17 protein-coding genes and 3 pseudogenes are annotated in these 24,304 nt (G+C 64.9%); 6 read left to right on the forward strand and 14 right to left on the reverse strand.

Annotation, left to right across the window (positions count from 1 at the left end; translation table 11 throughout):
• Positions 1 to 267 precede the first annotated feature (267 nt).
• Both rbsK and fucP read left to right on the forward strand, forming a co-directional pair.
• Positions 268 to 1,194 (forward strand): ribokinase, encoded by a 927-nt coding sequence (gene rbsK, locus DIE11_RS16470; protein WP_124625540.1) that lies wholly within the window; start codon positions 268 to 270, stop codon positions 1,192 to 1,194.
• A gap of 41 nt (positions 1,195 to 1,235) precedes the next feature.
• Entirely contained in the window at positions 1,236 to 2,609 is a 1,374-nt protein-coding gene (fucP, locus tag DIE11_RS16475; protein ID WP_124625542.1) for an L-fucose:H+ symporter permease, read from the forward strand.
• Between the two features lie 38 nt (positions 2,610 to 2,647).
• Here fucP and deoR read toward each other — a convergent pair whose 3' ends face one another.
• Positions 2,648 to 3,418, reverse strand: coding sequence for a DNA-binding transcriptional repressor DeoR (deoR, locus tag DIE11_RS16480; protein ID WP_124625545.1), 771 nt, complete (start codon positions 3,416 to 3,418; stop codon positions 2,648 to 2,650).
• A gap of 146 nt (positions 3,419 to 3,564) precedes the next feature.
• Between deoR and deoC the strand changes: the two genes are divergently transcribed.
• On the forward strand, positions 3,565 to 4,245 hold the full coding sequence (gene deoC, locus DIE11_RS16485) for a deoxyribose-phosphate aldolase (protein WP_124625547.1): 681 nt from the start codon (positions 3,565 to 3,567) through the stop codon (positions 4,243 to 4,245).
• A 149-nt stretch (positions 4,246 to 4,394) separates the two neighbouring features.
• Here the strand turns inward: deoC and DIE11_RS16490 are convergent, their stop codons facing one another.
• The 10 genes from DIE11_RS16490 to DIE11_RS16535 form a co-directional block, all read right to left on the reverse strand.
• The gene (locus DIE11_RS16490; protein ID WP_124625549.1) at positions 4,395 to 7,916 is read right to left on the reverse strand and encodes a pyruvate carboxylase; all 3,522 of its coding nucleotides are present in this window, start codon (positions 7,914 to 7,916) and stop codon (positions 4,395 to 4,397) included.
• Positions 7,917 to 8,194: 278 nt separating this feature from the next.
• Complete coding sequence (locus DIE11_RS16495) at positions 8,195 to 8,398, reverse strand: hypothetical protein (RefSeq protein WP_124625551.1); 204 nt, start codon at positions 8,396 to 8,398, stop codon at positions 8,195 to 8,197.
• A 377-nt stretch (positions 8,399 to 8,775) separates the two neighbouring features.
• On the reverse strand, positions 8,776 to 9,777 hold the full coding sequence (locus DIE11_RS16500) for a LysR substrate-binding domain-containing protein (RefSeq protein WP_124625552.1): 1,002 nt from the start codon (positions 9,775 to 9,777) through the stop codon (positions 8,776 to 8,778).
• 376 nt (positions 9,778 to 10,153) lie between these two features.
• Entirely contained in the window at positions 10,154 to 11,647 is a 1,494-nt protein-coding gene (locus DIE11_RS16505) for an aldehyde dehydrogenase (protein WP_124625554.1), read from the reverse strand.
• Between the two features lie 16 nt (positions 11,648 to 11,663).
• A complete protein-coding gene (locus DIE11_RS16510) occupies positions 11,664 to 12,995 on the reverse strand; it encodes an FAD-binding oxidoreductase (RefSeq protein ID WP_124625556.1) in 1,332 nt (443 codons plus the stop codon).
• Positions 12,996 to 13,001: 6 nt separating this feature from the next.
• Positions 13,002 to 13,889: a dihydrodipicolinate synthase family protein gene (locus tag DIE11_RS16515; protein ID WP_124625558.1), complete on the reverse strand. Its 888-nt coding sequence runs from the start codon at positions 13,887 to 13,889 to the stop codon at positions 13,002 to 13,004.
• A gap of 152 nt (positions 13,890 to 14,041) precedes the next feature.
• Positions 14,042 to 15,337: a serine hydroxymethyltransferase gene (glyA, locus tag DIE11_RS16520; RefSeq protein ID WP_124625559.1), complete on the reverse strand. Its 1,296-nt coding sequence runs from the start codon at positions 15,335 to 15,337 to the stop codon at positions 14,042 to 14,044.
• A 167-nt stretch (positions 15,338 to 15,504) separates the two neighbouring features.
• The gene (locus DIE11_RS16525) at positions 15,505 to 16,386 is read right to left on the reverse strand and encodes a glycine betaine ABC transporter substrate-binding protein (protein WP_124625561.1); all 882 of its coding nucleotides are present in this window, start codon (positions 16,384 to 16,386) and stop codon (positions 15,505 to 15,507) included.
• 152 nt (positions 16,387 to 16,538) lie between these two features.
• Positions 16,539 to 17,426 (reverse strand): proline/glycine betaine ABC transporter permease, encoded by an 888-nt coding sequence (locus DIE11_RS16530; RefSeq protein WP_124625563.1) that lies wholly within the window; start codon positions 17,424 to 17,426, stop codon positions 16,539 to 16,541.
• Positions 17,423 to 18,712 carry a glycine betaine/L-proline ABC transporter ATP-binding protein gene (locus DIE11_RS16535; protein WP_124625565.1) on the reverse strand — a complete coding sequence of 430 codons (1,290 nt, stop codon included), beginning with the start codon at positions 18,710 to 18,712 and terminating at the stop codon, positions 17,423 to 17,425. Before DIE11_RS16535 ends, DIE11_RS16530 begins: the two co-directional genes overlap by 4 nt.
• A gap of 462 nt (positions 18,713 to 19,174) precedes the next feature.
• Here DIE11_RS16535 and DIE11_RS36360 point away from each other — a divergent pair.
• Positions 19,175 to 19,432 (forward strand): annotated as a pseudogene (locus DIE11_RS36360) (ISL3 family transposase); the annotation flags it as partial.
• Between the two features lie 51 nt (positions 19,433 to 19,483).
• Here the strand turns inward: DIE11_RS36360 and DIE11_RS36915 are convergent.
• The 3 genes and pseudogenes from DIE11_RS36915 to DIE11_RS16550 form a co-directional block, all read right to left on the reverse strand.
• Positions 19,484 to 19,708: pseudogene (locus DIE11_RS36915) on the reverse strand (DUF1016 domain-containing protein); the annotation flags it as partial.
• Positions 19,709 to 19,739: 31 nt separating this feature from the next.
• Positions 19,740 to 20,696 (reverse strand): annotated as a pseudogene (locus DIE11_RS16545) (ISKra4 family transposase); the annotation flags it as partial.
• Positions 20,697 to 20,856: 160 nt separating this feature from the next.
• Positions 20,857 to 21,819, reverse strand: coding sequence for a D-glycerate dehydrogenase (locus DIE11_RS16550; protein ID WP_124625567.1), 963 nt, complete (start codon positions 21,817 to 21,819; stop codon positions 20,857 to 20,859).
• A 313-nt stretch (positions 21,820 to 22,132) separates the two neighbouring features.
• Here DIE11_RS16550 and DIE11_RS16555 point away from each other — a divergent pair, with 313 nt between their 5' ends.
• Together DIE11_RS16555 and DIE11_RS16560 are read left to right on the forward strand one after the other, a co-directional pair.
• Positions 22,133 to 22,891: an SDR family oxidoreductase gene (locus DIE11_RS16555; RefSeq protein ID WP_124625625.1), complete on the forward strand. Its 759-nt coding sequence runs from the start codon at positions 22,133 to 22,135 to the stop codon at positions 22,889 to 22,891.
• Positions 22,892 to 22,990: 99 nt separating this feature from the next.
• Entirely contained in the window at positions 22,991 to 24,277 is a 1,287-nt protein-coding gene (locus DIE11_RS16560) for an MFS transporter (protein ID WP_124625627.1), read from the forward strand.
• The last annotated feature ends 27 nt before the right edge of the window (positions 24,278 to 24,304 follow it).

Below are 24,304 nucleotides of genomic sequence, written 5' to 3' on the forward strand. Positions count from 1 at the left end.
ATGCCCGGTGCGCGAACCTGGTCGGGACGCGCACGCTCGCCGCGTGCGGCGTCGCGCACCAGACCCGCCAGCGACTTCAGGATGAGCGCGGTCACGCCCAGATGTCCTGCGTCTGGTTCGCCCAGTACCAGGCGCACCCGGGCCGATCCCACATAGTGACCCGCATAACATCATACGATTGCATTATCACATTTATTGTGATTTTATTCTCATCCATGGTGGCCGCCGTCGATCGTATACGCCCCCCATTCCAAGGAAGAGACGCAGATGGAGACAATCGCCGTCATCGGCAGCAACATGGTCGATCTCGTGACCTACGTCACGCGCATACCCGCCCGGGGCGAAACGCTCGAGGCGCCGAACTTCGAGCTCGGCTGCGGCGGCAAGGGCGCGAACCAGGCCGTCGCGGCCGCGCGCCTCGGTGCGCGTGTCGTGATGGTCACGAAGGTCGGCGACGACGTGTTCGCCGACAACACGATCCGCAACTTCGAGCGCGAGGGCATCGACACCACGCACGTGCGCAAGGTCGCCGGCGTGCCGAGCGGCGTCGCGCCGATCTTCGTCGAACCCGATTCGAGCAACAGCATCCTGATCGTCAAGGGCGCGAACCGCCACCTGACGCCCGCCGACATCGACGCGGCCGCGCCGCAGCTCGTCGAATGCGCGCTGATCGTGCTGCAGCTCGAGATCGAGCTCGACACCGTCTATCACGCGATCGAATTCGGTGCCCGGCACGGCATTCCCGTGCTGCTGAACCCCGCGCCCGCCGTGGCCGATCTTGATTTCGAGCGGATCCGGTCCGTCGAATTCTTCGTGCCGAACGAGACCGAACTCGCGATCGTGTCGGGCATGCCGGTCGATTCGCGCGCGAGCGCCACCCGCGCCGCCGAATCGCTGATCGCGCGCGGGCTCAAGCACGTGCTCGTCACGCTCGGCAGCGACGGCTCGCTGCTCGTGTCACGCGACGGCGCGCGGCACGTGCCGGGCGTACAGGTCGATGCGCGCGACACGACGGGCGCCGGCGACGCGTACATCGGCTGCTTCGCGCGCTGCTACGCGGCGACGCGCGATGCGATCGACGCGATGCGCTACGCGTCGGCCTACGCCGCGCATTCGGTCATGGGCCTCGGCACGCAGAAGTCGTACGCCGACGCCGCGACGTTCGAACGCTTCCTCCGCGACGCCGGCATCTGAACGGCGCCTTCATCGACGAGACAACCGGGAAGGAGACACCCATGGGCCGTACCAGAATCGAACACGCCCCCGACGGCTATTACCTGAACCGCACGCCGCTCTTCGCGTTCACGCTGCTGTGCTGCCTGTTCGCGCTGTGGGGCACCGCCGCGAACCTGAACGACGTGCTGATCGCGCAGTTCAAGAAATCGTTCTTCCTGTCCGATTTCGAATCGGCGTTCGTGCAGTCCGCGTTCTATCTCGGCTATTTCTTTCTCGCGATTCCAGCCGCGACCGTCGTGAAGAAGTTCAGCTACAAGACGACGATCCTCGTCGGCCTGCTGCTGTACACGACCGGCTGCCTGCTGTTCTTCCCGGCCGCGTCGATGGCGAAGTACGGGATGTTCCTCGTCGCGCTGTTCGTGATCGCTGCGGGCCTGTCGTTCCTCGAAACCGCGTCGAACTCGTATTCGACACTGATGGGCCCGCGCGAAACCAGCACGCGGCGGCTGAACATCTCGCAGACGTTCTATCCGTTCGGCGCGATGGCCGGCGTGTACATGGGCAGCTTCCTGATCTTCAAGGAGGGCGATGCGTCGCATGCGCAGCTCGCCGCGATGTCGGCGGCCGAAGCCCACGTCCACCAGCTCGCGATGATCCAGGCCACGCTCGAGCCGTACAAGTGGCTGATCGTCGTGCTCGCGGGCGTGTTCGTCGTGTTTGCGCTCACGCCCTACCCGGCCTGCAAGGGTAACGGCCCCGGCGTGGCCACGCACCGGATCGACGCGCGCGGCACGCTGGCGCGCCTGTTCGGCAACCGGCGCTTCGTCGCGGGGATCGTCGCGCAGTTCCTGTACGTCGGTGCACAAGTGGGTGTCTGGAGCTTCACCATCCGGCTCGCGATGCAGATCGGCGGCCTCACCGAGCGCGGCGCGTCGCACTACCTGCTCGCGACGTTCTTCGCGTTCTTCGTCGGCAAGCTGATCGCGACGCTCGTGATGAAGCGCGTCGGCCCGGCCAAGGTGCTGATCGTCTACGGCATCCTGTGCATCGTGCTGCTCGCGTACACGATCAGCGTGCACAACATCACGGCCGTCTATGCAGCCGTGGGCGTGAGCGTGTTCCTCGGCCCGTGCTGGCCGACGATCTATGGCCTCACGATCGACGGGCTCGGCAAGGACACCGAATACGGCGGCTCGATCCTCGTGATGAGCATCGTCGGCGGCGCGGTCGTACCGCTGATCCAGGGGCTGATCTCCGATCACACGGGCGGCAACATGCAGCTCGCATTCGTCGTGCCGCTCGCGTGCTTCGTCGTGATCGTCTACTACGGCTTCTACTGCCTGCGGCACCAGCCGGCGGCGATGCCCGACGCAGCCGCCGACGGCAACGCGCCCGCGCGCTATGCCGCTGCGCGCAACACGTCAGGAGCCTGACGATGCGAGGCGAGATCGAACTGCGCCGCCATGCTGCATCAGGTCACGAGCGCGATCCCGTGTTCGCGGATCGTCGTTTCGTACCGGCGGCTCAGCTGCCCGTCCGAGATCACGTAGTTGAAGTCGGTCAGCTCGGCGAAATAGGCCGCGCGCACTTCGTCGAACTTCGTGTGGTCGACGAGCAGGAAGCGGTTCTGCGCGCGTTCCATCACTTTCTTCTTCGCGTCGACTTCGTGGAAGTTGAAGCACGTGACGCCGCAGCGGTCGCTCACGCCGGCCGCGGAGATGAACGCCTTCGACACGCGCACCGTGTCGAGGATGCCCGTCTCGGCCACCGACTCGAACACCATGTTCTTGCGGTGATACACGCCGCCGCACAGGATCACGCTGCAATGCGGTTTCTGCTGCAGCTTCGCGAACACGTTCAGCGAATTGCAGACGGCGGTGAATTCGAGGTCGTCGGGGATGAAGTCGACGATGAACGGCGTGGTCGAGCCGCAGTCGACGAAGATCGTGTCGCCGGTCGTCACGAACTGCGCGGCCAGCTTGCCAATGCGGCGTTTCTCCTCGGTCTGCCGGTTGTTCTCGGCGCTGACGACGTACTCGCCGATGTCGCTGCGCTGCGCGGCGAAGTGGCGCGTCACGTAGCCGCCGATCAGGCTGAGGCCGTGCGGATTGTCCGCGAGGTCGCGTCGGATCGTCATTTCCGACACGCCGAACAGTTCGGCGACTTCCCTCAGATGAATCGCGTTCTGCCCTTGCAGCACGTTCATCAGCGTCTTGATCCGTTCGCCCTTCTTCGTTTCCATGCCAGTATCCTGCGTACCCGTCGCATCCGTCGCTTGTCATGCCGGGCGCGCGGGCCCGGCCGGAATGTCGTATTTGTAACAAACCGATGTGAAAACATCAACTTTACGTGTGCCCTTACCGCACACGATCCGTGGAGTCCTGAAACATGCCGCTTTCCAACGCCCAACTCGCTCAAACCATCGATCACACGCTGCTCGCGCCCGACGCGAGCGACGCACAGATCCGCGAACTCTGCCGCCAGGCGGCCGAGCATCGCTTCTACTCGGTCTGCGTGAATTCGGCGAACGTGCCGCTCGCCGCGCGCGAGCTGGCCGACACCGGCGTGCTTGTGTGTGCGGTGGTCGGCTTCCCGCTCGGCGCGGGCCTGTCCGCCGCGAAGGCGTTCGAGGCGTCGGCCGCGATCGCGGCGGGCGCGCGCGAGATCGACATGGTGATCAACCTCGGCGCGCTGAAGAGCGGCCGCGCCGACGACGTGAAGGCCGATATCGACGCCGTGCACCGTGCCTGCGGCACGGTGCCGCTCAAGGTGATCCTCGAAACGGGGTTGCTGACCGACGACGAGAAGGTACACGTGTGCGAGATGTGCCGCGACATCGGCGTCGCGTTCGTGAAGACGTCGACCGGCTTCGGCCACGGCGGCGCGACGCTCGCGGATGTCGCGCTGATGCGCCGCACGGTCGGCCCCGTGCTCGGTGTGAAGGCGTCTGGCGGTGTACGCGACCGCGCGACCGCGCTTGCGATGATCGAGGCCGGCGCGACGCGGCTCGGCACGAGCTCGGGGGTTGCGATCGTGACCGATCAGGGGGGCAGCGACGCGGTGTACTGACCGATGGCGGGCCGGCTGCCTGCGCGTCGGCGCGTAACGACGCGCAGGCAGCCGTCGCCGAACAGTTCGGCACGCCCCCCCCCCGAGCAGGCGGTGTGCCGATTGCGATGCCCTGCCCGGTCACCACGCACGACCGATCGCGGCAACCCTCATTGTGTCGGGTCTTTCAACTCGATCAGCAGATCCTTCGCCGCCACCCGTTCGCCCGGCTTCACATGCACGGCCGCGATCTCGCAGTCGCGCTCCGCCGCGATGTGTGTTTCCATCTTCATCGCCTCCAGCGCGATCAGCGTAGTGCCGGCCGCCACGCGCTGCCCCGGCTGTACGGCCACCGTCACGACCGAGCCCGGCATCGGCGCGGCAACATGCATCGGATTCGCCGGATCGGCACGCTGCAGACCATGGCGCTCCTTGCCCGCCTGCACGACGCTCTTCTGCTCGACCAGCGCGGAACGCGACTGGCCGTTCAGCTCGAACAGCACCTTCACGATGCCGTCCTGCGCATCGGCATGCTGGCCCTGCAGCGATACGAGCAGCGTCTTGCCCGGCTCGATGTCGATCGCCACTTCCTCCTGTGGCTGCAGGCCGTACAGGAACGCGGACGTCGGCACGACCGACGTATCGCTGTACGCGCGAACGTGCGCGTAATAGTCGACCGTCTGTTTCGGATACATCAGGTAGGACGCGAGTTGCCGGTCGTCGAGCGGCTGCTCGCACGCAGCCTCGGCCTGCTTGCGTACCGTGTCGAGGTCGACCGGCGGAATCTGGTCGCCGGGACGATACGGTGCCGGCGGCTCGCTCTTGAGCACCTTGCGCGACAGTTCGGCCGGAAAGCCGTCGGGTGGGAAGCCCAGCTCGCCCTTGAACAGCGATACGACCGATTCGGGGAACGCGAGGTCCTTGTCCGGGTTGCGCACGTCGTCCACGCTCAGGTCGTTCGCGACCATCATCAACGCCATGTCGCCGACCACCTTCGACGTCGGCGTGACCTTGACGATGTCGCCGAACAGCCGGTTCACGTCCGCATACGCACGCGACACCTCGGTCCAGCGATGATCGATACCGAGCGAACGCGCCTGCTCGCGCAGGTTCGTGTACTGGCCGCCGGGCATCTCGTGACGGTAGACGTCAGCCGTGCCCGCGCGGATCTCGGATTCGAATGGCGCGTAATACCGGCGCACGCCTTCCCAGTACATCGACGCTTCGTGCAGACGGTCCTGATCCAGCCCCGGATCGCGTTCGCCGCCGGCCAGTGCCGCCGCGATGCTCGACAGGTTCGGCTGCGACGTGAGCCCGCTCATCGCGTCGAGCGCGCCGTCAACCGCATCGCAGCCCGCACCGACTGCCGCAAGCACCGACGCCGCGGCGATGCCGCTCGTGTCGTGCGTATGGAAATGCACGGGCAGCCCGGTTTCCTCCTTGAGCGCCTTCACGAGCGTCGCGACCGCCTGCGGGCGGCAGATGCCGGCCATGTCCTTGATGCCGAGCACGTGCACGCCGGCCTGCTGCAGTTCGCGCGCGATGCCGACGTAGTACTTGAGGTCGTACTTCGAGCGCGACGTGTCGAACAGATCGCCGGTGTAGCAGATCGCGCCTTCGCACAGCATCCCGCTCTCGCCCACCGCATCGATCGCCACGCGCATGTTGCGCACCCAGTTCAGCGAATCGAACACGCGGAACACGTCGACGCCGGCACTCGCGGCCTGCTGCACGAAGAAGCGCACGACGTTGTCCGCGTAGTTCGTATAGCCGACCGCGTTCGAGCCGCGCAGCAGCATCTGGAACAGGATGTTCGGCACGCGTTCGCGCAGCAGCGCAAGCCGCTCCCACGGGTCTTCCTTCAGGAACCGCAGCGCGACGTCGAACGTCGCGCCGCCCCAGCATTCGAGCGAGAACAGCTGCGACAGCTCGCGCGCATAGAACGGCGCGATCGGCAGCATGTCGGCGGTGCGCATGCGCGTCGCGAACAGCGACTGGTGCGCGTCGCGCATCGTCGTGTCGGTCAGCAGCACCTGCTTCTGGTCGAGCATCCAGCGCGCGAATTTCTCGGGACCAAGCTCACGCAAGCGATCGCGCGTGCCCGCAGGAATCGCCACGGCCGTATCGATCTTCGGCAACACCGGCTTCGGCAACGGCAGTGCCGGCAGCGTGCGGCCGCTCATCTCGGCGTTTCCGTTCACGTTCAGCTCGCCGAGATAGCGCAGCAGCTTCGTCGCACGATCGCCGCGCTTCGCGAATGCGAGCAGCTCCGGCGTCTTGTCGATGAAGCGCGTCGTCACGTCGCCCGCGATGAAGGCCGGGTGATTGATCACGTTCTCGAGGAACTGCAGGTTCGACGTGACGCCGCGAATGCGGAACTCGCGCAGCGCGCGATCCATCCGGTGGATCGATTCGGCGGCCGTCGGCGCCCAGGTCGTCACTTTCACGAGCAGCGAGTCGTAGTACGGCGTGATCACCGCGCCGCCGTAGGCGGTGCCGGCGTCGAGGCGCACGCCGAAGCCCGCCGCGCTGCGATAGGCCGTGAGCCGCCCGTAGTCGGGCAGGAAGTCGTTCTCCGGATCCTCGGTCGTGATCCGGCATTGCAATGCGTTGCCGTTCAGCGGAATCGCCTGCTGTTCCGGCACGCCTGCCGCACGTGCGACGAGCGCGCCGTCGCCGTCCGTTGCGTCCTCGGCGAGACCAATACGGGCGCCTTCCGTGATGCGAATCTGCGCCTTCACGATGTCGATGCCGGTGATCATCTCGGTCACCGTGTGCTCGACCTGGATGCGCGGGTTCACCTCGATGAAGTAGAACTGGCCGGTGTCGGCATCCATCAGGAATTCGACGGTGCCCGCATGCGTGTAACCGACCGCGCGCATCAGGCGCAGCGCGGATTCGCACAGCGCCTGCCGGCCCGCGTCGTCGAGATATGGCGCCGGTGCGCGTTCGACGACCTTCTGGTTGCGTCGCTGCACCGTGCAGTCGCGCTCGTACAAATGGACGACCGTGCCGTGCAGGTCGCCGAGCACCTGCACCTCGACGTGCCGCGCATTGCGCACGAGTTTCTCGACGTACACCTCGTCGTTGCCGAATGCGGCCAGCGCCTCGCGGCGCGCGACAGGCAGCAGGGTTTCGAGGTCCTGAGCGTTTTCCAGTACGCGCATCCCGCGTCCACCGCCGCCCCAGCTCGCCTTCAGCATCAGCGGATAGCCGACCTCCGCGGCCAGCGCCCGGCACGCGTCGAGATCGCCCGGCAGCGGCGCGGTCGCGGGCATCACCGGCACGCCGGCCGCGATCGCCGCATTGCGCGCGGCAACCTTGTTGCCGAGCGTGCGCATCACGTCCGGCGACGGACCGATCCAGCGGATGCCGGCGTCGATCACGGCCTGCGCGAAGTCCGGGTTCTCGGACAGGAAGCCGTAACCGGGGTGAATCGCGTCGACCTTCGCCTGCCGTGCGACACGCAGGATGTCGTCGATGTCCAGATACGCGGCGAGCGGCTTCTTGCCCTCGCCGATCAGGTAGCTCTCGTCCGCCTTGAAGCGATGCAGCGCGAGCCGGTCTTCCTTCGAATAGACCGCCACCGTACGCATGTTCAGTTCGGCGGCGGCACGCATTACGCGAATGGAGATTTCCGAGCGGTTCGCGATCAGGATGGACTGGATGGGGGTAGGCGTCACGGCGGCCATGGATAGTGAAGAATTGAATTGAGCTCGCCGACGCGCCGTCCTCCACCCGCCTGCCTCGCTGGGCGGCGTGCGGATTCTCGCGTCGGTCATTCGAGGTTGCATCGTCCCGGCTTTCGCCAGTCGACATGTTCGCCAGATCGCCGGACAGCCGCTATCGACATCGCGACGACGAATAGCATCCAGCCGACCAGCCGGAAATAAGGGACCGGCTCGCCGGCCGGTTCGGTCGCCGGTCTAACCACGGCGAGCCCGTGGCACGACCTGCGCTCGCGGGAGGATCAATCGCGGGGATCGAAAAGCGGCGCGTGATCCATCCAGTCGTAGCCTGACGTTCCTTTCGCCCAGGCCCAGTTCGTGTCGAGGCGGCGTGCGCCGACCCATCCGGGCGTCAATGCGGATCGATTGGCGTCCGCCAGGCGTTCCTGCGCATCGCAATGCGCGTCGCCGTCAGATACGGTGCTTCGTTTGTCGTAGTCAGTCATTGCATCACCTTACGATTGAAAATCGGCGGCATCCGTCGAACTGTCGGGTTCGTTTCCGTTTATCCGGAAAGATCCGTCAAACGAGCGGACATCCAGCATGTCGCTCCGGTAATGCAAAAAGCAGGCCACATCGAGAATGGAACGGACGGCGTTGATGTACCGTGACCGGCCGCGAGGCCCGGCGCCGCACCGCGTCAAATATGGAACCGAAGTTTCAATTCTGAAATCGACGCCGTATCAAGCAGGTCGTGAACGAACCACCCCCAGCCAAGCGCGACGCCGTGTCCGTAGCGCGCTGTCCTGCCGCAGCCACGCCGGAGAGCAAACGGGAAAGACTTCCTTGTCGAACAGCGCGATCGAGCGATGCAGCCGATGCGCTAGCCCGCGATCTCGACGCCGGTGTCGAGCCAGCCGTGCATCATCACGCCGACCTCGTCGCTCAGCCACTCCCGGAACATCCGATACTCCGGGCGCGGCTGCGCATTCCGGTGCGTGATCAGGTAGTGATGGCGATCGCGAAACACCAGCACGTCCTGCACCGGCCGCATCAGGATGCCCTGGTCGATCTGCCGGTGCACGAGGTGATGCCAGCCGAGCAGCGTGCCCTCGCCGGCCTCGGCCTGCGCGACGAGCAGCCGGTAGTCGTTGCTTTCCAGATACTTGTTCTGACTCAGCATATCGGTGCCGTCGCTCTGCTGAAACCAGTTGCGCCACACGCGCCAGTCGACGTGCTCGCACACCTGCGCGCGGCCGAGCATCGACAGATTCAACGTCGGGCTCGTCAGCAGGTCCAGCGGCTTCAGCGACCGGCCGTGGAAATGCCGCTCGTAAAACGACGGGCTGCAGACTGGATACACGATGTCATGAAACAGCGGCTCGGATTCGAACTCGGGCTCGCGCGGCGGGTTCTTCGTGATGATCACGTCGGGCTCGATGAGCCCGTCGAGCTCCATGAAATGTTCGGTGACGATCACGTGCAGCTGGATATTCGGAAACTGCTCGCGAAACGCGGGCAGCCGCGACGACAGCCACAGCGCCGAGAACGTGTGCGACACGCAGACCATCAACGCGTGCTTGTCGGTGCGCCGCACGGCCTCCGCCGCCTCGGCGATGTTCATGATCGACAGATACGACGCGTTGTAGAGAATCCGTCCGGCATCCGTCAGCGCGATGTGCCGGCCGGTGCGCTCGAACAGAGCGACGTCGAGCGAATCCTCGAGTTCCTTGATCTGCCGGCTGATCGCGGCCTGCGTCACGCACAGCACCTCGGCCGCCTGGGTGAAGCTCTCGTAGCGCGCCGCCGTCACGAAGCACCGCAGCGCGCGAAGCGACGGCATCTGCGCGAGAAGTCGGTCGGCAAACAATTGCTTCTTCAACATGGCTTTCACTCTCAAAACGGAGGTCGGACGCTGCGTCGACGCACCCGTCGACAACAGTCCCGCACGCTGGCCGCGGGCTGTCTCATCGCAAACCATTCAATTATCCGAATATTGCAGCTTGCGCGTCGGCCGGGCGGCTGACAAGGGCGGCCCGGCCGCCGCAACAGCGTCGCGACGACGCCATTTTCGATCGATTGTGCACCGCGCCGCCATTATCGAAAGCGATTACGGGGACTGCAAGTCGCACCTCGGTTCGGCGGCCGCAAGGGTCGCCGCTTGTCGCGCTGTGCGCGACTCCCGCAGGCCGAACGACCGGCGACCATGCGGGCGACGCATGGTTCGGCGCACCATCGCGCGTCGTGCCCGGCCCGCGCACTCAGTCGAGCTTCAGCCAGGTGGTCTTCAGCTCGCAATATTGATCGTGCGCGTAGACGGACTTGTCGCGCCCGCCGAACCCCGATTGCTTGAAGCCGCCGAACGGCGTCGACAGGTCGCCTTCGCCGAAGCAGTTCACGGTGACCGTGCCCGCGCGAATCCGCGCGGCGATCTTGTGCGCGCTATTCACGTTGTCGGTCCACAGCGACGCGGCCAGCCCATAGCACGTATCGTTCGCGATCCGAACCGCATCGTCGACGTCGTCGTATTCGATGAAGCAGACGACCGGCCCAAACACCTCATCGCGCGCGATGCTCATCTCCAGCGTCACCCGGTCGAAGATCGTCGGTTCGACGAACCAGCCGCCGGTCTCCGCGAGGATCGCGCGGCCGCCGCACACCACGTGCGCGCCTTCTGCCTTCGCCTTCTCGATATGGCCGAGCACCTTCTCGTAATGCTTCTGCTCGATCAGCGCCCCGAGCTTCACGTCCGGGTCGAGCGGATCGCCAGTCTTCCAGCCGGCGAGCACGGCCTGGATCTTCTCCAGCAGTTCGGCCTTGCGGCTCGACGGCACGAGGATCCGCGAGCCGGCGCTGCAGTTCTCGCCCATGTTCCAGAATGCCGCTGCGACCGCCTGCTCGGCCACCGCGTCGAGGTTCGCGACGTCCGGCAGGATCACCTGCGGATTTTTGCCGCCGCACTCGAGCACGACGCGCTTCAGGTTGGTGTCGGCCGAGTAGTGGAGGAAGCGCTTGCCGGTCGCGGTCGAGCCGGTGAACGCGACGAGATCGACGTCCGGATGGCGGCCGATCGCCTCGCCCGCTTCGCCGCCGAACCCGGTCACGACGCTGAACACGCCGGGCGGCACGCCGGCTTCCAGCGCGAGATCGGCGATGCGCAGCGTCGACAGCGACGTCTGCTCGGCAGGCTTCACGACCACGCTGTTGCCAACCGACAGCGCGGGGCCAATTTTCCACGCTAGCATCAGCGCCGGGAAATTCCACGGCAGCACGGCGCCGACGACGCCGATCGGTTCGCGCGTGATCATGCTGACGACGCCGGCGCCGGACGGTGACAACGCGTCGTAGCGCTTGTCCGTCACTTCCGCGTGCCAGCGAATGCACGCGGCCGATTCGGGAATGTCCAGCCCCAGGCATTCGCCGATCGGCTTGCCGGCTTCCAGCGCCTCGAGTAGCGCGAGTTCCTCTGCGTGCTCGTCGATCAGCTGCGCGAGGCGCAGCAGCACCGCCTTGCGATGCGCGGGCGCGGCCTTCGACCAGACACCCGACTCGAACGCGTCGCGCGCGGCCGCGACCGCCCGCTCGACGTCGCGTGCGTTGCAGCGCGCGACCTCGGCGAGCACCTTGCCGGACGCGGGGTTGAGCGTGGCGAACGTTTCGCCCGACGCCGCCGCACTGCGTTGCCCTGCGATGAATGCGCGACCGTCGAGCGACAACGCATTCGCCTTCTGTTTCCAATCCTGATGGGTCGTCATGTCGTTTCCTTGAAAATCAAAGCTCGGCACCTGCCGAGAATTCCTTGGCCCAGATCGTCGCCGACACGGCCAGGTCGAGGATCGGTCGGACCGGCAGCGGGCGCGGATGCGGCTGCTTTAGCAGCTGCTGCACGAGGCTGTTCGATTCGCCGAGCGCATATTCGGCGATCAGCTTGCCGGACGACGATCCGCGGCTCAGCCCGAGGCCGTTGCAGCCGATCGCCTCGTAGAGACCGTCGGCGCGCTTGCCGAACAGCGCGCCGTTGTTCGCGGACAGGCACAGCGGCCCGCCCCACGTATATTCGAGCTCGACGCCGCCGAGCACCGGGAAGCGGCGCGCGAACGAGCGCTGATGCAGATGCCGCGCCTTCGCCAGATCAGCCGCAGACACCTTCACGTCCGGCCGGAACGCGAAATGGTTGCGCACGCAAATGCGATCGGTGATCAGGCGCCGCACGGTCGTGCCCATCGGATCGGCCGGAATCACCGCCCACGAGCGCGTGCCGCCGAGCTTCGCGACTTCGTCGGCATTCATCGGGCGCGTGAGCGACGCAAACGTATAGACCGGCAGCAAGCCGTTCGAATGCATGCCGAAAGTCGCCGCGTACGCGTTCGTGCACAGGATCACCTGCTTCGCGACGATCGTGCCGCCGGCGAAATGCAGCACGCGCGTGTCGCCGCGCGGCCCGATCAGCGTGACCGGGCTGAGCTCGAACACCGTCACGTTGTCCGGCTGCGTGGTCGCGAGCCCGCGCATTAGCGCAGCCGGCTGCACTGTGCTGCAGCCCGGCGTGAACAGCGCGCCCGTGTAGAAGTCGGTGCCGGTCACAGCCTTGATCGCGGCTTGGTCGAGCCATTCGAATGCTTCGCCGATGCGGGTCAGGCCGTCGGCAAAATGCGCGAGCGCGGCGGCGCCCTTCTTGTTCGCCGATGCGTGAAATTTGCCGTCGTCGCGCCAGTCGCAGTCGATGCTGAAGCGCCTCACGATGTCACGCACATAGTCGATGCCGTGCCGCTGAAACCGCACGTCGGCGCGATCTTCCTCGATGCTGCGTGAGTAGCTTTCGCTGCTGATGTCGTGCGGCAGGTCGACGAAGAATCCGGAATTGCGCCCGGCCGTCGTGCGGCCGATCCGGTCGGCCTCCACGAGCGCGATGGACGCGCCGGGCGCGAGTTCCGCGAGCCGGCGGGCCGCGCACAGCCCGGTGATGCCGCCGCCGACGACGACCCAGTCGAACCGGCTCTCGGACGCGACGGTGCGGGCGTCCGTCGCGGGCGGCAGGCTCTCCCACCAGCCATTCATCCCGTCTGGCGCCGGAAACCGCGCGAATTCCAGATTCGTGCTCATGATGAATTACCGGCGCTCGCGCAGCAGCGGCTTCACGAGCTTCGCGAACGCGTCACGCTCGTCGCCCGACAGCGCGCCGAGCGGTGCGCGCGCGACGCCTACCGGCAAGCCGGCCAGCTCGCACCCGTAACGCACGTACTGAATGAACTTGCCGCTGCGCTCGAGCAGTTCGAGCACCGGCAGCAGTTGCGCCATCAGATTGCGGCCGGTCGCGAAATCGCCGCGCGTCACGCATGCGTCGAACAGGTCGGTGTGCGCTTCGGGCAAGAAGTTCGATGCGCCGCCGACCCAGCTGCGGGCGCCCCATGCGAAGAACTCGAGCGCCTGGTCATCCATGCCGCAGCTCAGCACGAGCCGGCCGCCGAAATGCGTGGACAGGTGATGCAGATGCGCGATGTCGCCGGTGCTTTCCTTCATCGCGACGAAATTCTTGCGCTCGAGCAGCGTTTCGAGAATTCCGTCGCCGATTTCGGTGCCGGTGCGCGCCGGGAAGTTGTACAGCATGATCGGCATGTCGAGCGCGTCGTCCACGGCGAGCAAATGCGCGAGCAGTTCCTGCTGGGTCGGTTGCGCGTAATACGGCGCGGCAACGAGCAGCGCGTTCAATCCCGCGCGTTTCGCTTCGCGGCCGAGACGCAGCACTTCCTTCGTCGTCGTCGCATTGATGCCCGCGGTCAGGAACGTCTTGCCGCCGGCTGCGGCCGCGACCGTGTCGAACGTGCGCACGCGCTCGTCGAAACTCAATGCATAGTATTCGCCCGTCGTGCCGCCGATGCCGAGGCCAGACACGCGGCCGGCGAGATCGGCCGCATGCCGGCCGAGCAGTTCGTGATCGATTTCGCCGTCCGCGTCGAACGGGGTGACCAGCGGTGTGTGTACGCCCTCGAAGCTCATTTCGATTCCTCATTCAGGTGGGTGCGCCAGGTTCCCGCCGTCGGGCAGGAAACCGGCAATTCGACTCAATGTCGTCGGCACGTTGATGCATGCGCGCCGACCGGTTAGCTACGTTATCCGAACGATATTCCTGACCTGGCCCGCTTCCGAGCTCAGGCGAACACCTCCGCATGCGCGTAGATTGGAAACTGGTTGCACAGGTCGCGCACGCGCGTGCGCACCGCGCGCTCGACCGCTTCGTCGCCGGCCGGGTCTCGCTCGATCGCGTCCAGCACGTCGAGGATCATTTCGCCGATCTGCTCGAACTGCGCGATACTGAAACCGCGCGTGGTGCCGGCCGGCGTGCCGAGCCGGATGCCAGACGTGACGGTGAAGTTTTCCGTATCGAACGGAATGCCGTTCTTGCTGCAGGTGATGCCTGCGCGCTCCAGCGCCTTCTCTGCCTGCGTGCCGGTGATGCGCCGCGAACGCAGGTCGACCAGCAGCAGGTGGTTGTCCGTTCCGCCCGTGACGAGCGTCAGGCCGCCTGCCGTCAGCACGCCCGCGAGCGCCTGCGCATTGCGCAGCATCTGGTCGATATAGCGGGTAAATTCGGGACGAAGTGCTTCCGCGAATGCCACGGCCTTGCCCGCGACGACGTGCATCAGCGGCCCGCCTTGCAGCCCCGGAAAGACCGCCGAATTGATCTGCTTCGCGACCTCGGCGTGGTTCGTCAGGATGAAGCCGCCGCGCGGGCCGCGCAGCGTCTTGTGCGTGGTGGACGTCACCACGTCCGCGAACGGCACCGGATTCTGATGGTGGCCGGCCGCGATGATGCCGGCGATGTGCGCCATGTCGACCATCAGCTTCGCGTCGACGCTGTCCGCGATCTCGCGAAACGCGGCGAAGTCGAGCGCGCGCGGATACGCGGAATAGCCCGCAATGATCAGCTTCGGGCGATGACGCTCGGCGAGTCGGCGCACGTCGTCGTAATCGATGCGCAGCGTGTCCGGGTTCACGCCGTACTGCACCGCGTTGAACCATTTCCCCGACAGCCCGGCCCGCGCACCGTGCGTGAGGTGGCCGCCCGCATCGAGCGACATGCCCATCACCGTGTCGCCGGGCCTGGCCAGCGCGAGCATCACTGCACCGTTTGCCTGCGCGCCCGAGTGCGGCTGGACGTTCGCATGGTTCGCGTCGAACAGTGCGCACGCGCGGTCGATCGCGAGCGCCTCGATCCGGTCGACATGATCGCAACCGCCGTAGTACCGCCGGGACGGGTAGCCTTCCGCGTACTTGTTCGTCAGCACGGTTCCCTGGGCTTCCAACACCGCCGCGGACGCGATGTTTTCGGACGCGATCAGCTCGATCTGGGTTTGCTGGCGACGCAGCTCCAGTGCGATCTCCGATGCGATCACCGGATCTCGGCTCTGGAGGGTTTCGGAAAAAAATCGGGCGTTCTCGTTCACTTGGTGACTCCGCGGCGCGGTTCGTGATGGGCTGCATCGACTGCGTGTACCGTCCGCTGCCAAGCCGGCACCATCGTTGCGGCACCGGCCATCGGCTTGCGGCGATACACCTGGCCGGTTCACGCGGACGACGTCGAACGCGTCGCCTGCGCTACCGCCGCACGACGTTACTGCTGCAGCCAGGCCTTCAGCTTGTCCGGGTGGGCATCGACGAATTTCTTCGCAGCCGTCGCGTAGTCGTTCGTGCTGTTGCCTTCGAACTCGATCGCCTCGACGTCGGCCAGCGTCAGCATCAGGTGCTTGAAGAACACGTCGGCGCGCGGGAACTTGCCCGCGAACTTCTTCGACGCGAACGCGTGGACCTGTTCTTCACCGCCGAGCGTGCCCTTCGGGTCCTTCAGGTAACGCATCTGCCACTTCTGGAACAGCCAGTGCGGGCTCCAGACCGTCGCGACGATCCACTGCTTCGACTGGTACGCACGCGACACGCTCGCCAGCATCCCGGCCTCGCTCGATGCCTGGAGGTTGTAGCCTTCCAGGTTGTAGGCCTTGATCGTCTTCTCCGACGCCTGCATCAGGCCGCCACCCGGCTCGATGCCCTGGATCGTGCCGTTCAGCTTGCTCTTGACTTCCGGCTTGTTCAGGTCGGCGATCGACGACAGCTCCGATTCCGGAACGTAGGTCGGCACGGCCCAGCCGTTCTTGCCGCCGGTGTAGATGATGCCGACGTCTTCCAGATCGTTCTTGTACTTCGCGTAGTACGTGCCGTGCGTGACCGGCAGCCAGCCACCGACCATGATGTCGAGATCGCCGCGCGCGACGCCCTGGTACTGGATGCCGATGTCGGCCTGCACGAACTGCACCGGCTGCTTGAGTTGGGTCTCCAGCACGTACTTCGCGACATTGGCCACCGCCAGCACGTCCGCCCAGTTGGTCACCGCGATCTTGACCGGTTCGGCCGCCGCCGCCGCGCCCACACCTGCGCTGCAGGCAACCACCGTCGATACCGCAAGTTTCGCCAGAAGCGACTTGAACGTATGGATTTTCATCTAGTACTCCTTTTTAATCACGCGAGTCTTTCAAGAATGAGGAACGCCTTTATCGGCGTTTCTGGTCTCCATGCACTGCTACACCGGCTGAGCCGCGGCACCGTGGCCGCGGCGCTTGATCGTCCGTCAACTGCGTTTCACCTCTGTGCTCATCAGGTGCGTGCCTCGCCGTGCGGGCCGGCCTTGCCGGTGCGGGCCATCGGCTTCTTCGCCTTCTTCTTCGCCTTCACGCCAAAGCTTTCCGTCAGGCGGTCCAGCACGATCGCGAGCAGCACCACGCCCAGCCCGCCTTCGAAGCCGATCCCGATGTCGAGCCGCTGGATCCCGCTCAGCACGTATTCGCCGAGGCCGCCCGCGCCGATCATCGACGCGACCACCACCATCGACAGCGCCATCATGATCGTCTGGTTCACGCCGGCCATGATCGACGGCAACGCGTTCGGCAGCTGGATCTTCCACAGCAGCTGCCAGTCGGTGCTGCCGAACGAGCGGCCGGCTTCGATCAGTTCCTCGCGCACCTGCCGGATGCCGAGCGTCGTCAGCCGCACGACGGGCGGCATCGCGAACACGATCGTCGCGATCACCGCCGGCACGCGTCCGAGCCCGAACAGGATCACGGCCGGGATCAGGTACACGAACGCGGGCATCGTCTGCATGAAGTCGAGCAGCGAGCGCAGGATCATGCCGATCCGGTTGTTGCGTGCGCCCCAGATGCCGAGCGGCACACCGATCACGAGGCTGAAGAACGTCGCCGCGGTCACGAGCGCGAGGGTCGACACCGTCTGCGCCCACAAGCCCATGTAGTGAATCACAAGCAGCGCGCCGCCGACGAAGACCGAAAACACGATGCCGCGGCGCCACAGTGCGAGGCCGACCAGGATCACGACCATCGCGATGAACGGCACGGCGGCAAGGCCGTCCTCGAGCAGCTTCACGACCGCGCCAAGCCCCGCCGAGAACGTGTCGAAGCCGCCGCGGAAATGCAGAAACAGGAAATTGACGAAGTTCTCCGCGAACTTCCCGATCACCGACGAATTCATGCTGCCCTCCGTTGCATCATCTGCTTGAGTATCGTCCGGCAGGACACGACGCCCGCCAGTTGTCCCGCTGCGTCCGTCACCGGCACGTCGTGCTGCTGCGTCAGCGCGATCGACGCGAGCCGATGCAGATCGGTATCGATCGGAACCGCATTGAAGTCGTTCAGGAATGCCTCGCGAATCGGCCGCGTGCCGGACCGGTGAAGCGTCGCGGGCGTGACGCAGCCCAGGTAATGGCCGGCCTCGTCGCATACGTAGCCGCATTCCGCGCCGCTGTCGATCAGCTGGTTCAGGTAACGGTCGGACGGCGTGCCCGCATCGCAGCGAAGCAGTCCGCGTTCGATCTTCGTCATCATGCTCGACGCCTTCAGGAAGCGCGACACGTCGACGTTGCGGAAGAAGTCCTGCACGTACGCGTCGGCCGGCGTCTGGATCAGTTCGGCCGGCGTACCGACCTGGATCAGGCAGCCGTCCTTCATGATGCCGATGCGCCCGCCGATCTTGACCGCTTCCTCGATATCGTGGGAGATGAACACGATCGTGCGCTGCTCTTCCTTCTGCAGGCGCAGCAACTCGTTCTGCATTTCGAAGCGGATCAGCGGATCGAGCGCGGAGAATGCCTCATCCATCAGCAGAACCGACGGATTCACCGCCAGCGCACGTGCCAGGCCCACGCGCTGCTGCATGCCGCCCGACAGTTCGCTCGGCAGCAGCTTTTCGTACGACCCCAGGCCGACGCGCTCCAGCGCGGCACGCGCGACGTCGTAGCGCTGCGCCTTCTTGATACCCGCGACTTCGAGCCCGTACGCGATGTTGTCGATCACGGTGCGGTTAGGCAGCAATGCGAACGACTGGAACACCATCGCCATCTTCTGGCGCCGGACGTCGCGCAGTTCTGGCGTCGACATCGGTGCGATGTCGCGGCCTTCGAGCACGACCTGACCGGACGTCGGCTCGATCAGGCGATTCAGCAGCCGGACGAGCGTCGATTTCCCGGATCCCGACAATCCCATGATCACGAAGATCTCGCCGGCGCGCACGCTCAGGCTCACGTCGTTGACCGCCACCATGTTGCCGGTTTCAGCGAAAATCTCGTTGCGGCCGACGCCGCGCTTCATCATCTCGATCGCACGCTCCGGCTTCGGACCGAAAATCTTCGACAGATGCCTGACGGTCAGGATGTCGGTTCCGGTCGCGATACTCGAACGGGCGATCGACGGCGCACCGTCGGTGTGGATTGCTTCGGGGGGAAGTACGTCGCCCGGCGCAAACGTCAGATTTGGAGTCATTCTGTCGTCCCGACTAACTGGTAAGGGAAACCGCGAACTTCGTCTGATTCGGCATCGATAGCCCGATTGGCGGGTGGGCCCGATGCCGCTTCTGCGTGGTTGACGGCGCTGATACAGTGATTGCAGCGTATCAATCCAATTTCGTTGTTCCAGATACATTTTTTGTGCGCTTTCCCATACCTTTGGTAATGCATCGGCTACGGACGAAAAAAGCCGGCGCTTGTGGAAAAGTACCAGTGACGCTACAGCCAGTATTGGCGCGGCCGGGCGCGATTTGACGGGAACTACTGCTGCGCCGGGCACTGGGCGCTCGCGGAGGCGAACTACGGGAAAAACCCGACACAGCCATTTAAGGGAAAACACTAGGAAATGGCTTAAAAATGGTTCATCACAGGAAACCGTGGAAGATTTGATGCCGATTGCGAATCTGACGCCTGACTGTAAGGAGGTCAGGAGGAGGAATTGCTCGATCGCAAGGCACTTCAGGCACCGGGTTGCTGGACAGGTCAGCGATTTGGAGCGTGTGGAATAGCCGGAAGGCGAAGGCCGCAGGCTGTCGCTGTATTTGAAGCCGGTCAGCAAGGTCATGTACTGCGAGCAATGTGGGACACGCTGCCCGCAGATCCACGAGACAACGGTTCGCCGAGTGCGTGACCTGCCGCTGTTCGAGTACCGGGTGATGCTGCATCCCCCCGTTGGATTTGGTGCGAACGCTGCGGCTGTTGATGTCCACGCGGAATTGACCCACCGGGGATGCGGTGGAAATCAACAGAACTGTTCCATCTCGCGCAGAATCGCATCCTCGAGATCACGCTCCAGATAGTGATCATTGAGGCCGAGAAAGTCGAGGATGTATGGATCTTTCAGCACGAGATCAGGTGTCATCTGCTACGCGTCGCGCAGGTGCGCCACTTGGCGCCGGATCACTTCGTCGGGCCGGCGCGACCGTGCGCTGCGCTCGAGCAGCATCGACTGCATCCGCTCCTGCAGCTGCTGTTGAAGGAAGCCGTTAAAAAGGCCCGGAAGCTCATCGCCATGGCCAACTAACGCGCTGCAGTCCAATGCACGGAAACTGGCGCTGTGCGAGTTCGTGAAATTCCCGGTTCAACAGTGCCACGCGCAATTGCACGACACTGTGTGCTCCCACGCGACTCCAGCGCATCTGCTGGCCCTTGCACATGCGACGGCCAATGATTCGATTGATTGACGATTCCACGAATCCGGTGGAGATCCGCCCTGCCGAGCATTGCCAGGTGCGATAGTCAATCAGCGACTCGACGTTACTGTTGAGATACGTGACCACATTCAACAGGCTATAGCTCGCTTTCCTGACTTCACGTCTCACCGCAGGATCGCGCTTCTCGCGGAGGTCAAGCAAGCGAGCGAGTCTGGCTGCAAGCTGCTTCCAGGCAAATGTGCGTCCGACCCAAACGTAATGGCGGAAGCGGACAAACAGATCACATAACTCAAACGCTGATCCACCGTCCGTGAGTCGCTCGTATACCAAAGGCGCGATAGCCTGATCAACGCGTCGCATCATCCGTCCGATGTGTGCTCAATCGAGAACCCACTCGTTGTCGTATGGCAGATTGTTGGCGACGCCGGCTAGGTCTCGAGCTCCATCAGTCAAAACTACGACTTCATTTTGGTCTCCGCATTCACTGTCTTCGAGAACTCGTGTCATTTCTTGGTTCAATCGCTTGGTGCGCGGCATGGCGGAAGCCCACACTCGTGGCAGCTTGCCGGATTCCGCCAGCGCAGCCACGACGACTGCGATTGACGATGGCCGGTTCCCGGCTTCTATGCGATTTTGCTTGCTCGAACCCTTGCGATTGCACCGGGCGCGACGAACATAGCCGATGTCGATGCCGAGTTCTACATTCGGCTTTGTTGTCTCGCACCACCGACGCACTGACCGCGTCCCCTGTATTGATTTCCCGACGCCCACGGGGTGATTGCGGATGGTTACATGACTGTCACGACCTGGATGCGCCTCCACGCGGCCGATTCCCAGCCCTTTTAACGGCTTCCACCAACACATGAGGTGCTGGTGGCGGAGAGGGGGGGGCGGTAAGCATGTGCCGAGCGCCGGGGTTCCTGCCATCGGACGCCCCGGCATCAATGAGCGGCCACCCCGGTCGCCGTCACAGCGCGTTCGGTGCCGCCCTCCCCTCAAGCACCGCCGCGACGTTGTCGAGCGCGGTAAACCCCATCTGGTCGCGCGTCTCGATCGTCGCGCTCGCCATGTGCGGCGACAGAAACACATTGTCGAGCGTGGCGAAGCGCGGATCGATATTCGGCTCGTTCCGGTAGACGTCGAGCCCCGCGCCAAAGAGCCGCTGCGATGCCAATGCATCGTACAGCGCATCCTCGTCGACGAGACTGCCGCGCGCTGCGTTCACGAACACCGCACCGTCGCGCAGCAGGCCGAATTCGCGACGCGTCATCAGCGGCGTGCCGCCGCCTGGCACGTGCAGCGTGAGAATGTCGCACTGCGGCAGCAGCGTGTCGAGGTCCGCGCAATAGCGTGCGCCGGCTTCGATCTCCGGCGGTGCGGGCCGCCGGTCGGTATAGACGATTTTCATTCCGAAACCCCGCGCACGCTGCGCAACCGCCCGCCCGATCCGGCCGAAACCGACGACGCCGAGCGTCTTGCCGTTCACGCGCGTGCCGAGCATGTCCGTCATGCCGAACGACTTTCCCCAACCGGCGCGCACGATACGCTCGTACTCCGACGCACGCCGGCACGCGGCCAGCATCAGCAGCAGCGTGAAATCGGCCGTGCAGTCGGTGAGCGCGTCGGGTGCGTTGCTGACCACGATACCGCGCGCGCGCGCGGCGGTCACATCCATGTGATCGTAGCCGGCGCTCGCGTTCGCAATGATCTTCACGCTCGGCGGCAATGCCGCGATGTGCTCGGCCTGCAGCCCTGATTTCTTGCCGATCAGCACCGCCGGCGTGTCGTAGCGGTTGCAGAACTCGACGACGGACGGCGCGTCCATGTCGGCGTCGGTTACATAAGCGTTGAAGTCAGCTTCCGCGCGTGCGGCCACCGCGGCCGGCACGCGTCGCGCCACCAGCAGGCGGGTGCGATTGTTGTCAGGCATGGTCTCGTCCTTAGGTCGGAAAACGGAACACAGCCTACGAAGCGCGGTCGACGCGGGTCAATATTGATTGATTCGATCAACATGTTCGTGTGGCATCGAACAGCCGAATTGCCGAACGGTTACGGTCGTGTGGTTTGCGATACGCCGGGACGGTCCGGCCTCCGCCCGACGCGTCGGCGAACTCAGGAAAACCCTGACGCCACCACGACCGGACGGGGCAGTTGATATTGATTGAAAGAATCAAGATTGCTGCAGGATCGCCGTCGCGCAATGCTTTTTGCACGTTCAACGAACTGACGACGAGGTCGTGAAAATGCAGGCAGAGAAAAAAATTGCGGCAGTGACGGGCGCCGGTACCGGAATCGGGCAGGCGGCGGCTGTGGCGCTCGCGCGCACAGGTTTCACCGTCGCACTGCTCGGCAGGCGCATCGATCCGCTGCTCGCGACGAAGGAAATCATCGAGCGCGCCGGAGGTGACGCGGCGGCCATTCCGACCGACGTTTCCGACGAAGCATCGGTCGACGCGAGCTTCGCGCAGATCGCACAAGACTTCGGGCGCCTCGACGTGCTGTTCAACAACGCCGGCCGCAACGCGGGTGCGGTGCCACTCGACGACTACTCGCTGAAATTCTGGAACGACGTGATCGCGACCAACCTGACGGGCGTGTTCCTGTGCGCCCGCGCCGCATGGCGCCAGATGAAGCAGCAAACGCCGCAAGGCGGGCGCATCATCAACAACGGGTCGATCTCCGCGCACACGCCGCGCCCGAACACGATCGCATACACGGCCACGAAGCACGCGGTGCTCGGCATCACACGCTCGCTCGCGCTCGACGGTCGTCCGTTCAATATCGCATGCGGCCAGATCGACATCGGCAATGCCGCCACGTCGCTGACGGAGCGCATGAACAGCGGCGTGCTGCAGGCCGACGGCCGCGTCGCGCCGGAGCCGCGCGTCGACGTCGCGCACGTCGCGCACGCGATCGTGCAGATGGCGAGCCTGCCGCTCGAAGCGAACATTCTGCACATGACGATCATGGCGAGCGCGATGCCGTTCGTCGGGCGCGGTTGACCTGACGCGCGCGAGCGCGCACGACGACTGCGCGCCGGCCCATCAAATCGAATATATAAGGAGACGACATTGAAAACCGCAGAAGAGCAGGTTTCGGTGATGCGCGATCTCGACGCGCCCGCAGCCCTCGCGAGACGATCGAGGGCGCGCTACGGCGTGCTGTCGATGCTGCTGGTGGCCACCATCCTCAACTACGTCGACCGCTCGGCGCTCGGCATCGTCGCGCCCGCGCTGTCGAAGGATCTCGCGCTCACCCGCGTGCAGATGGGCGAGCTGTTCGCGGTGTTCGGCCTCGCATACTCGATCGCACTGCTGCCGGCAGGCGTGCTCGCCGACCTGCTCGGCTCGCGCGTAGCGTATGCGCTGTCGCTCGTCGGCTGGTCGCTCGCGACGCTCACGCAAGGGCTCGCGCATGGCTATCACATGCTGCTCGGCTCGCGGCTCGCGATGGGCGCGCTCGAGGCGCCCGCGTTTCCGTCGAACGCGCGCGCGGTGACGATGTGGTTTCCGGTCCAGGAGCGCGGGTTTGCGACGAGTGTGTACGTGATGGGCCAGTACATCGGCACACCGCTCTTCACCGGGCTGCTGCTGTGGATCTCGTCGGCGTTCGGCTGGCGTACCGTGTTCTTCGCGACCGGCGCGTTCGGCATCCTGTTCAGCGTTGTCTGGTACCGGCTCTATCGCGATCCGTCGCGGCATCCGCGCGTCAACGCGGCCGAACTACAGTACATCACCGAAGGACAGCCTGTGGTGACCGCGCGCGACCGGTTCGATTGGCGCATGGCGCTGCGCCTGCTCGGCTACCGGCAGATCCTCGCGATCTGTCTGGGCAAGTTCTGCAACAACACGCTACTGGTGTTCTTCACGACGTGGTTCATGACCTATCTCGTCGAAGAGCGGCACATGTCGATGATCAAGGTCGGCTTCTTCCAGGCGATGCCGTTCATCGGCGCGACGCTGGGGATCCTGATCGCCGGCTATCTGTCGGATCTCTGCATCCGGCGCGGCGTGTCGATGTCGTCGTCCCGCAAGGCGCCGCTCGTGATCGGCACCTTCCTCGGCGCATCGATCGTACTCGTCAATTTCGTGCACTCGAATGCGCTGGTGATCGCGATCCTCACCATCGCGTTCTTCGCGCAGGGGATCGGCTCGATGTCGTGGGCCGCCGTGTCCGAAATCGCGCCGAAACGCTATGTCGGGCTCACCAGCAGCATCACCAGCCTTGCCGCGAATATCGCGGCCGTCACCACGCCGCTGATGATCGGCTACGTGACGCAGCACACCGGCAACTTTTTCTGGGCGCTGAACCTGATGGGCGCAATCTGCCTCGTCGGCACGCTGTCGTACTCGGTATTGCTCGGCAAGCTGTCGCGTATCGAGCTCTGACCCCGTTCATCTCCCATTCCGGCCACT

Origin of the sequence: Burkholderia sp. Bp9012, from assembly GCF_003853825.1 — a bacterium.
Taxonomy (GTDB): Bacteria; Pseudomonadota; Gammaproteobacteria; order Burkholderiales; family Burkholderiaceae; genus Burkholderia; species Burkholderia diffusa.

What these genes read in the sequence shown, in the direction of transcription:
- rbsK (WP_124625540.1), top strand. Translation starts at nt 268, where the DNA reads ATGGAGACAATCGCCGTCATCGGCAGCAACATGGTCGATCTCGTGACC.
- fucP (WP_124625542.1), top strand. Translation starts at nt 1,236, where the DNA reads ATGGGCCGTACCAGAATCGAACACGCCCCCGACGGCTATTACCTGAAC.
- deoR (WP_124625545.1), bottom strand. Translation starts at nt 3,418, where the DNA reads ATGGAAACGAAGAAGGGCGAACGGATCAAGACGCTGATGAACGTGCTG.
- deoC (WP_124625547.1), top strand. Translation starts at nt 3,565, where the DNA reads ATGCCGCTTTCCAACGCCCAACTCGCTCAAACCATCGATCACACGCTG.
- DIE11_RS16490 (WP_124625549.1), bottom strand. Translation starts at nt 7,916, where the DNA reads ATGGCCGCCGTGACGCCTACCCCCATCCAGTCCATCCTGATCGCGAAC.
- DIE11_RS16495 (WP_124625551.1), bottom strand. Translation starts at nt 8,398, where the DNA reads ATGACTGACTACGACAAACGAAGCACCGTATCTGACGGCGACGCGCAT.
- DIE11_RS16500 (WP_124625552.1), bottom strand. Translation starts at nt 9,777, where the DNA reads ATGTTGAAGAAGCAATTGTTTGCCGACCGACTTCTCGCGCAGATGCCG.
- DIE11_RS16505 (WP_124625554.1), bottom strand. Translation starts at nt 11,647, where the DNA reads ATGACGACCCATCAGGATTGGAAACAGAAGGCGAATGCGTTGTCGCTC.
- DIE11_RS16510 (WP_124625556.1), bottom strand. Translation starts at nt 12,995, where the DNA reads ATGAGCACGAATCTGGAATTCGCGCGGTTTCCGGCGCCAGACGGGATG.
- DIE11_RS16515 (WP_124625558.1), bottom strand. Translation starts at nt 13,889, where the DNA reads ATGAGCTTCGAGGGCGTACACACACCGCTGGTCACCCCGTTCGACGCG.
- DIE11_RS16525 (WP_124625561.1), bottom strand. Translation starts at nt 16,386, where the DNA reads ATGAAAATCCATACGTTCAAGTCGCTTCTGGCGAAACTTGCGGTATCG.
- DIE11_RS16530 (WP_124625563.1), bottom strand. Translation starts at nt 17,426, where the DNA reads ATGAATTCGTCGGTGATCGGGAAGTTCGCGGAGAACTTCGTCAATTTC.
- DIE11_RS16535 (WP_124625565.1), bottom strand. Translation starts at nt 18,712, where the DNA reads ATGACTCCAAATCTGACGTTTGCGCCGGGCGACGTACTTCCCCCCGAA.
- DIE11_RS16550 (WP_124625567.1), bottom strand. Translation starts at nt 21,819, where the DNA reads ATGCCTGACAACAATCGCACCCGCCTGCTGGTGGCGCGACGCGTGCCG.
- DIE11_RS16555 (WP_124625625.1), top strand. Translation starts at nt 22,133, where the DNA reads ATGCAGGCAGAGAAAAAAATTGCGGCAGTGACGGGCGCCGGTACCGGA.
- DIE11_RS16560 (WP_124625627.1), top strand. Translation starts at nt 22,991, where the DNA reads ATGCGCGATCTCGACGCGCCCGCAGCCCTCGCGAGACGATCGAGGGCG.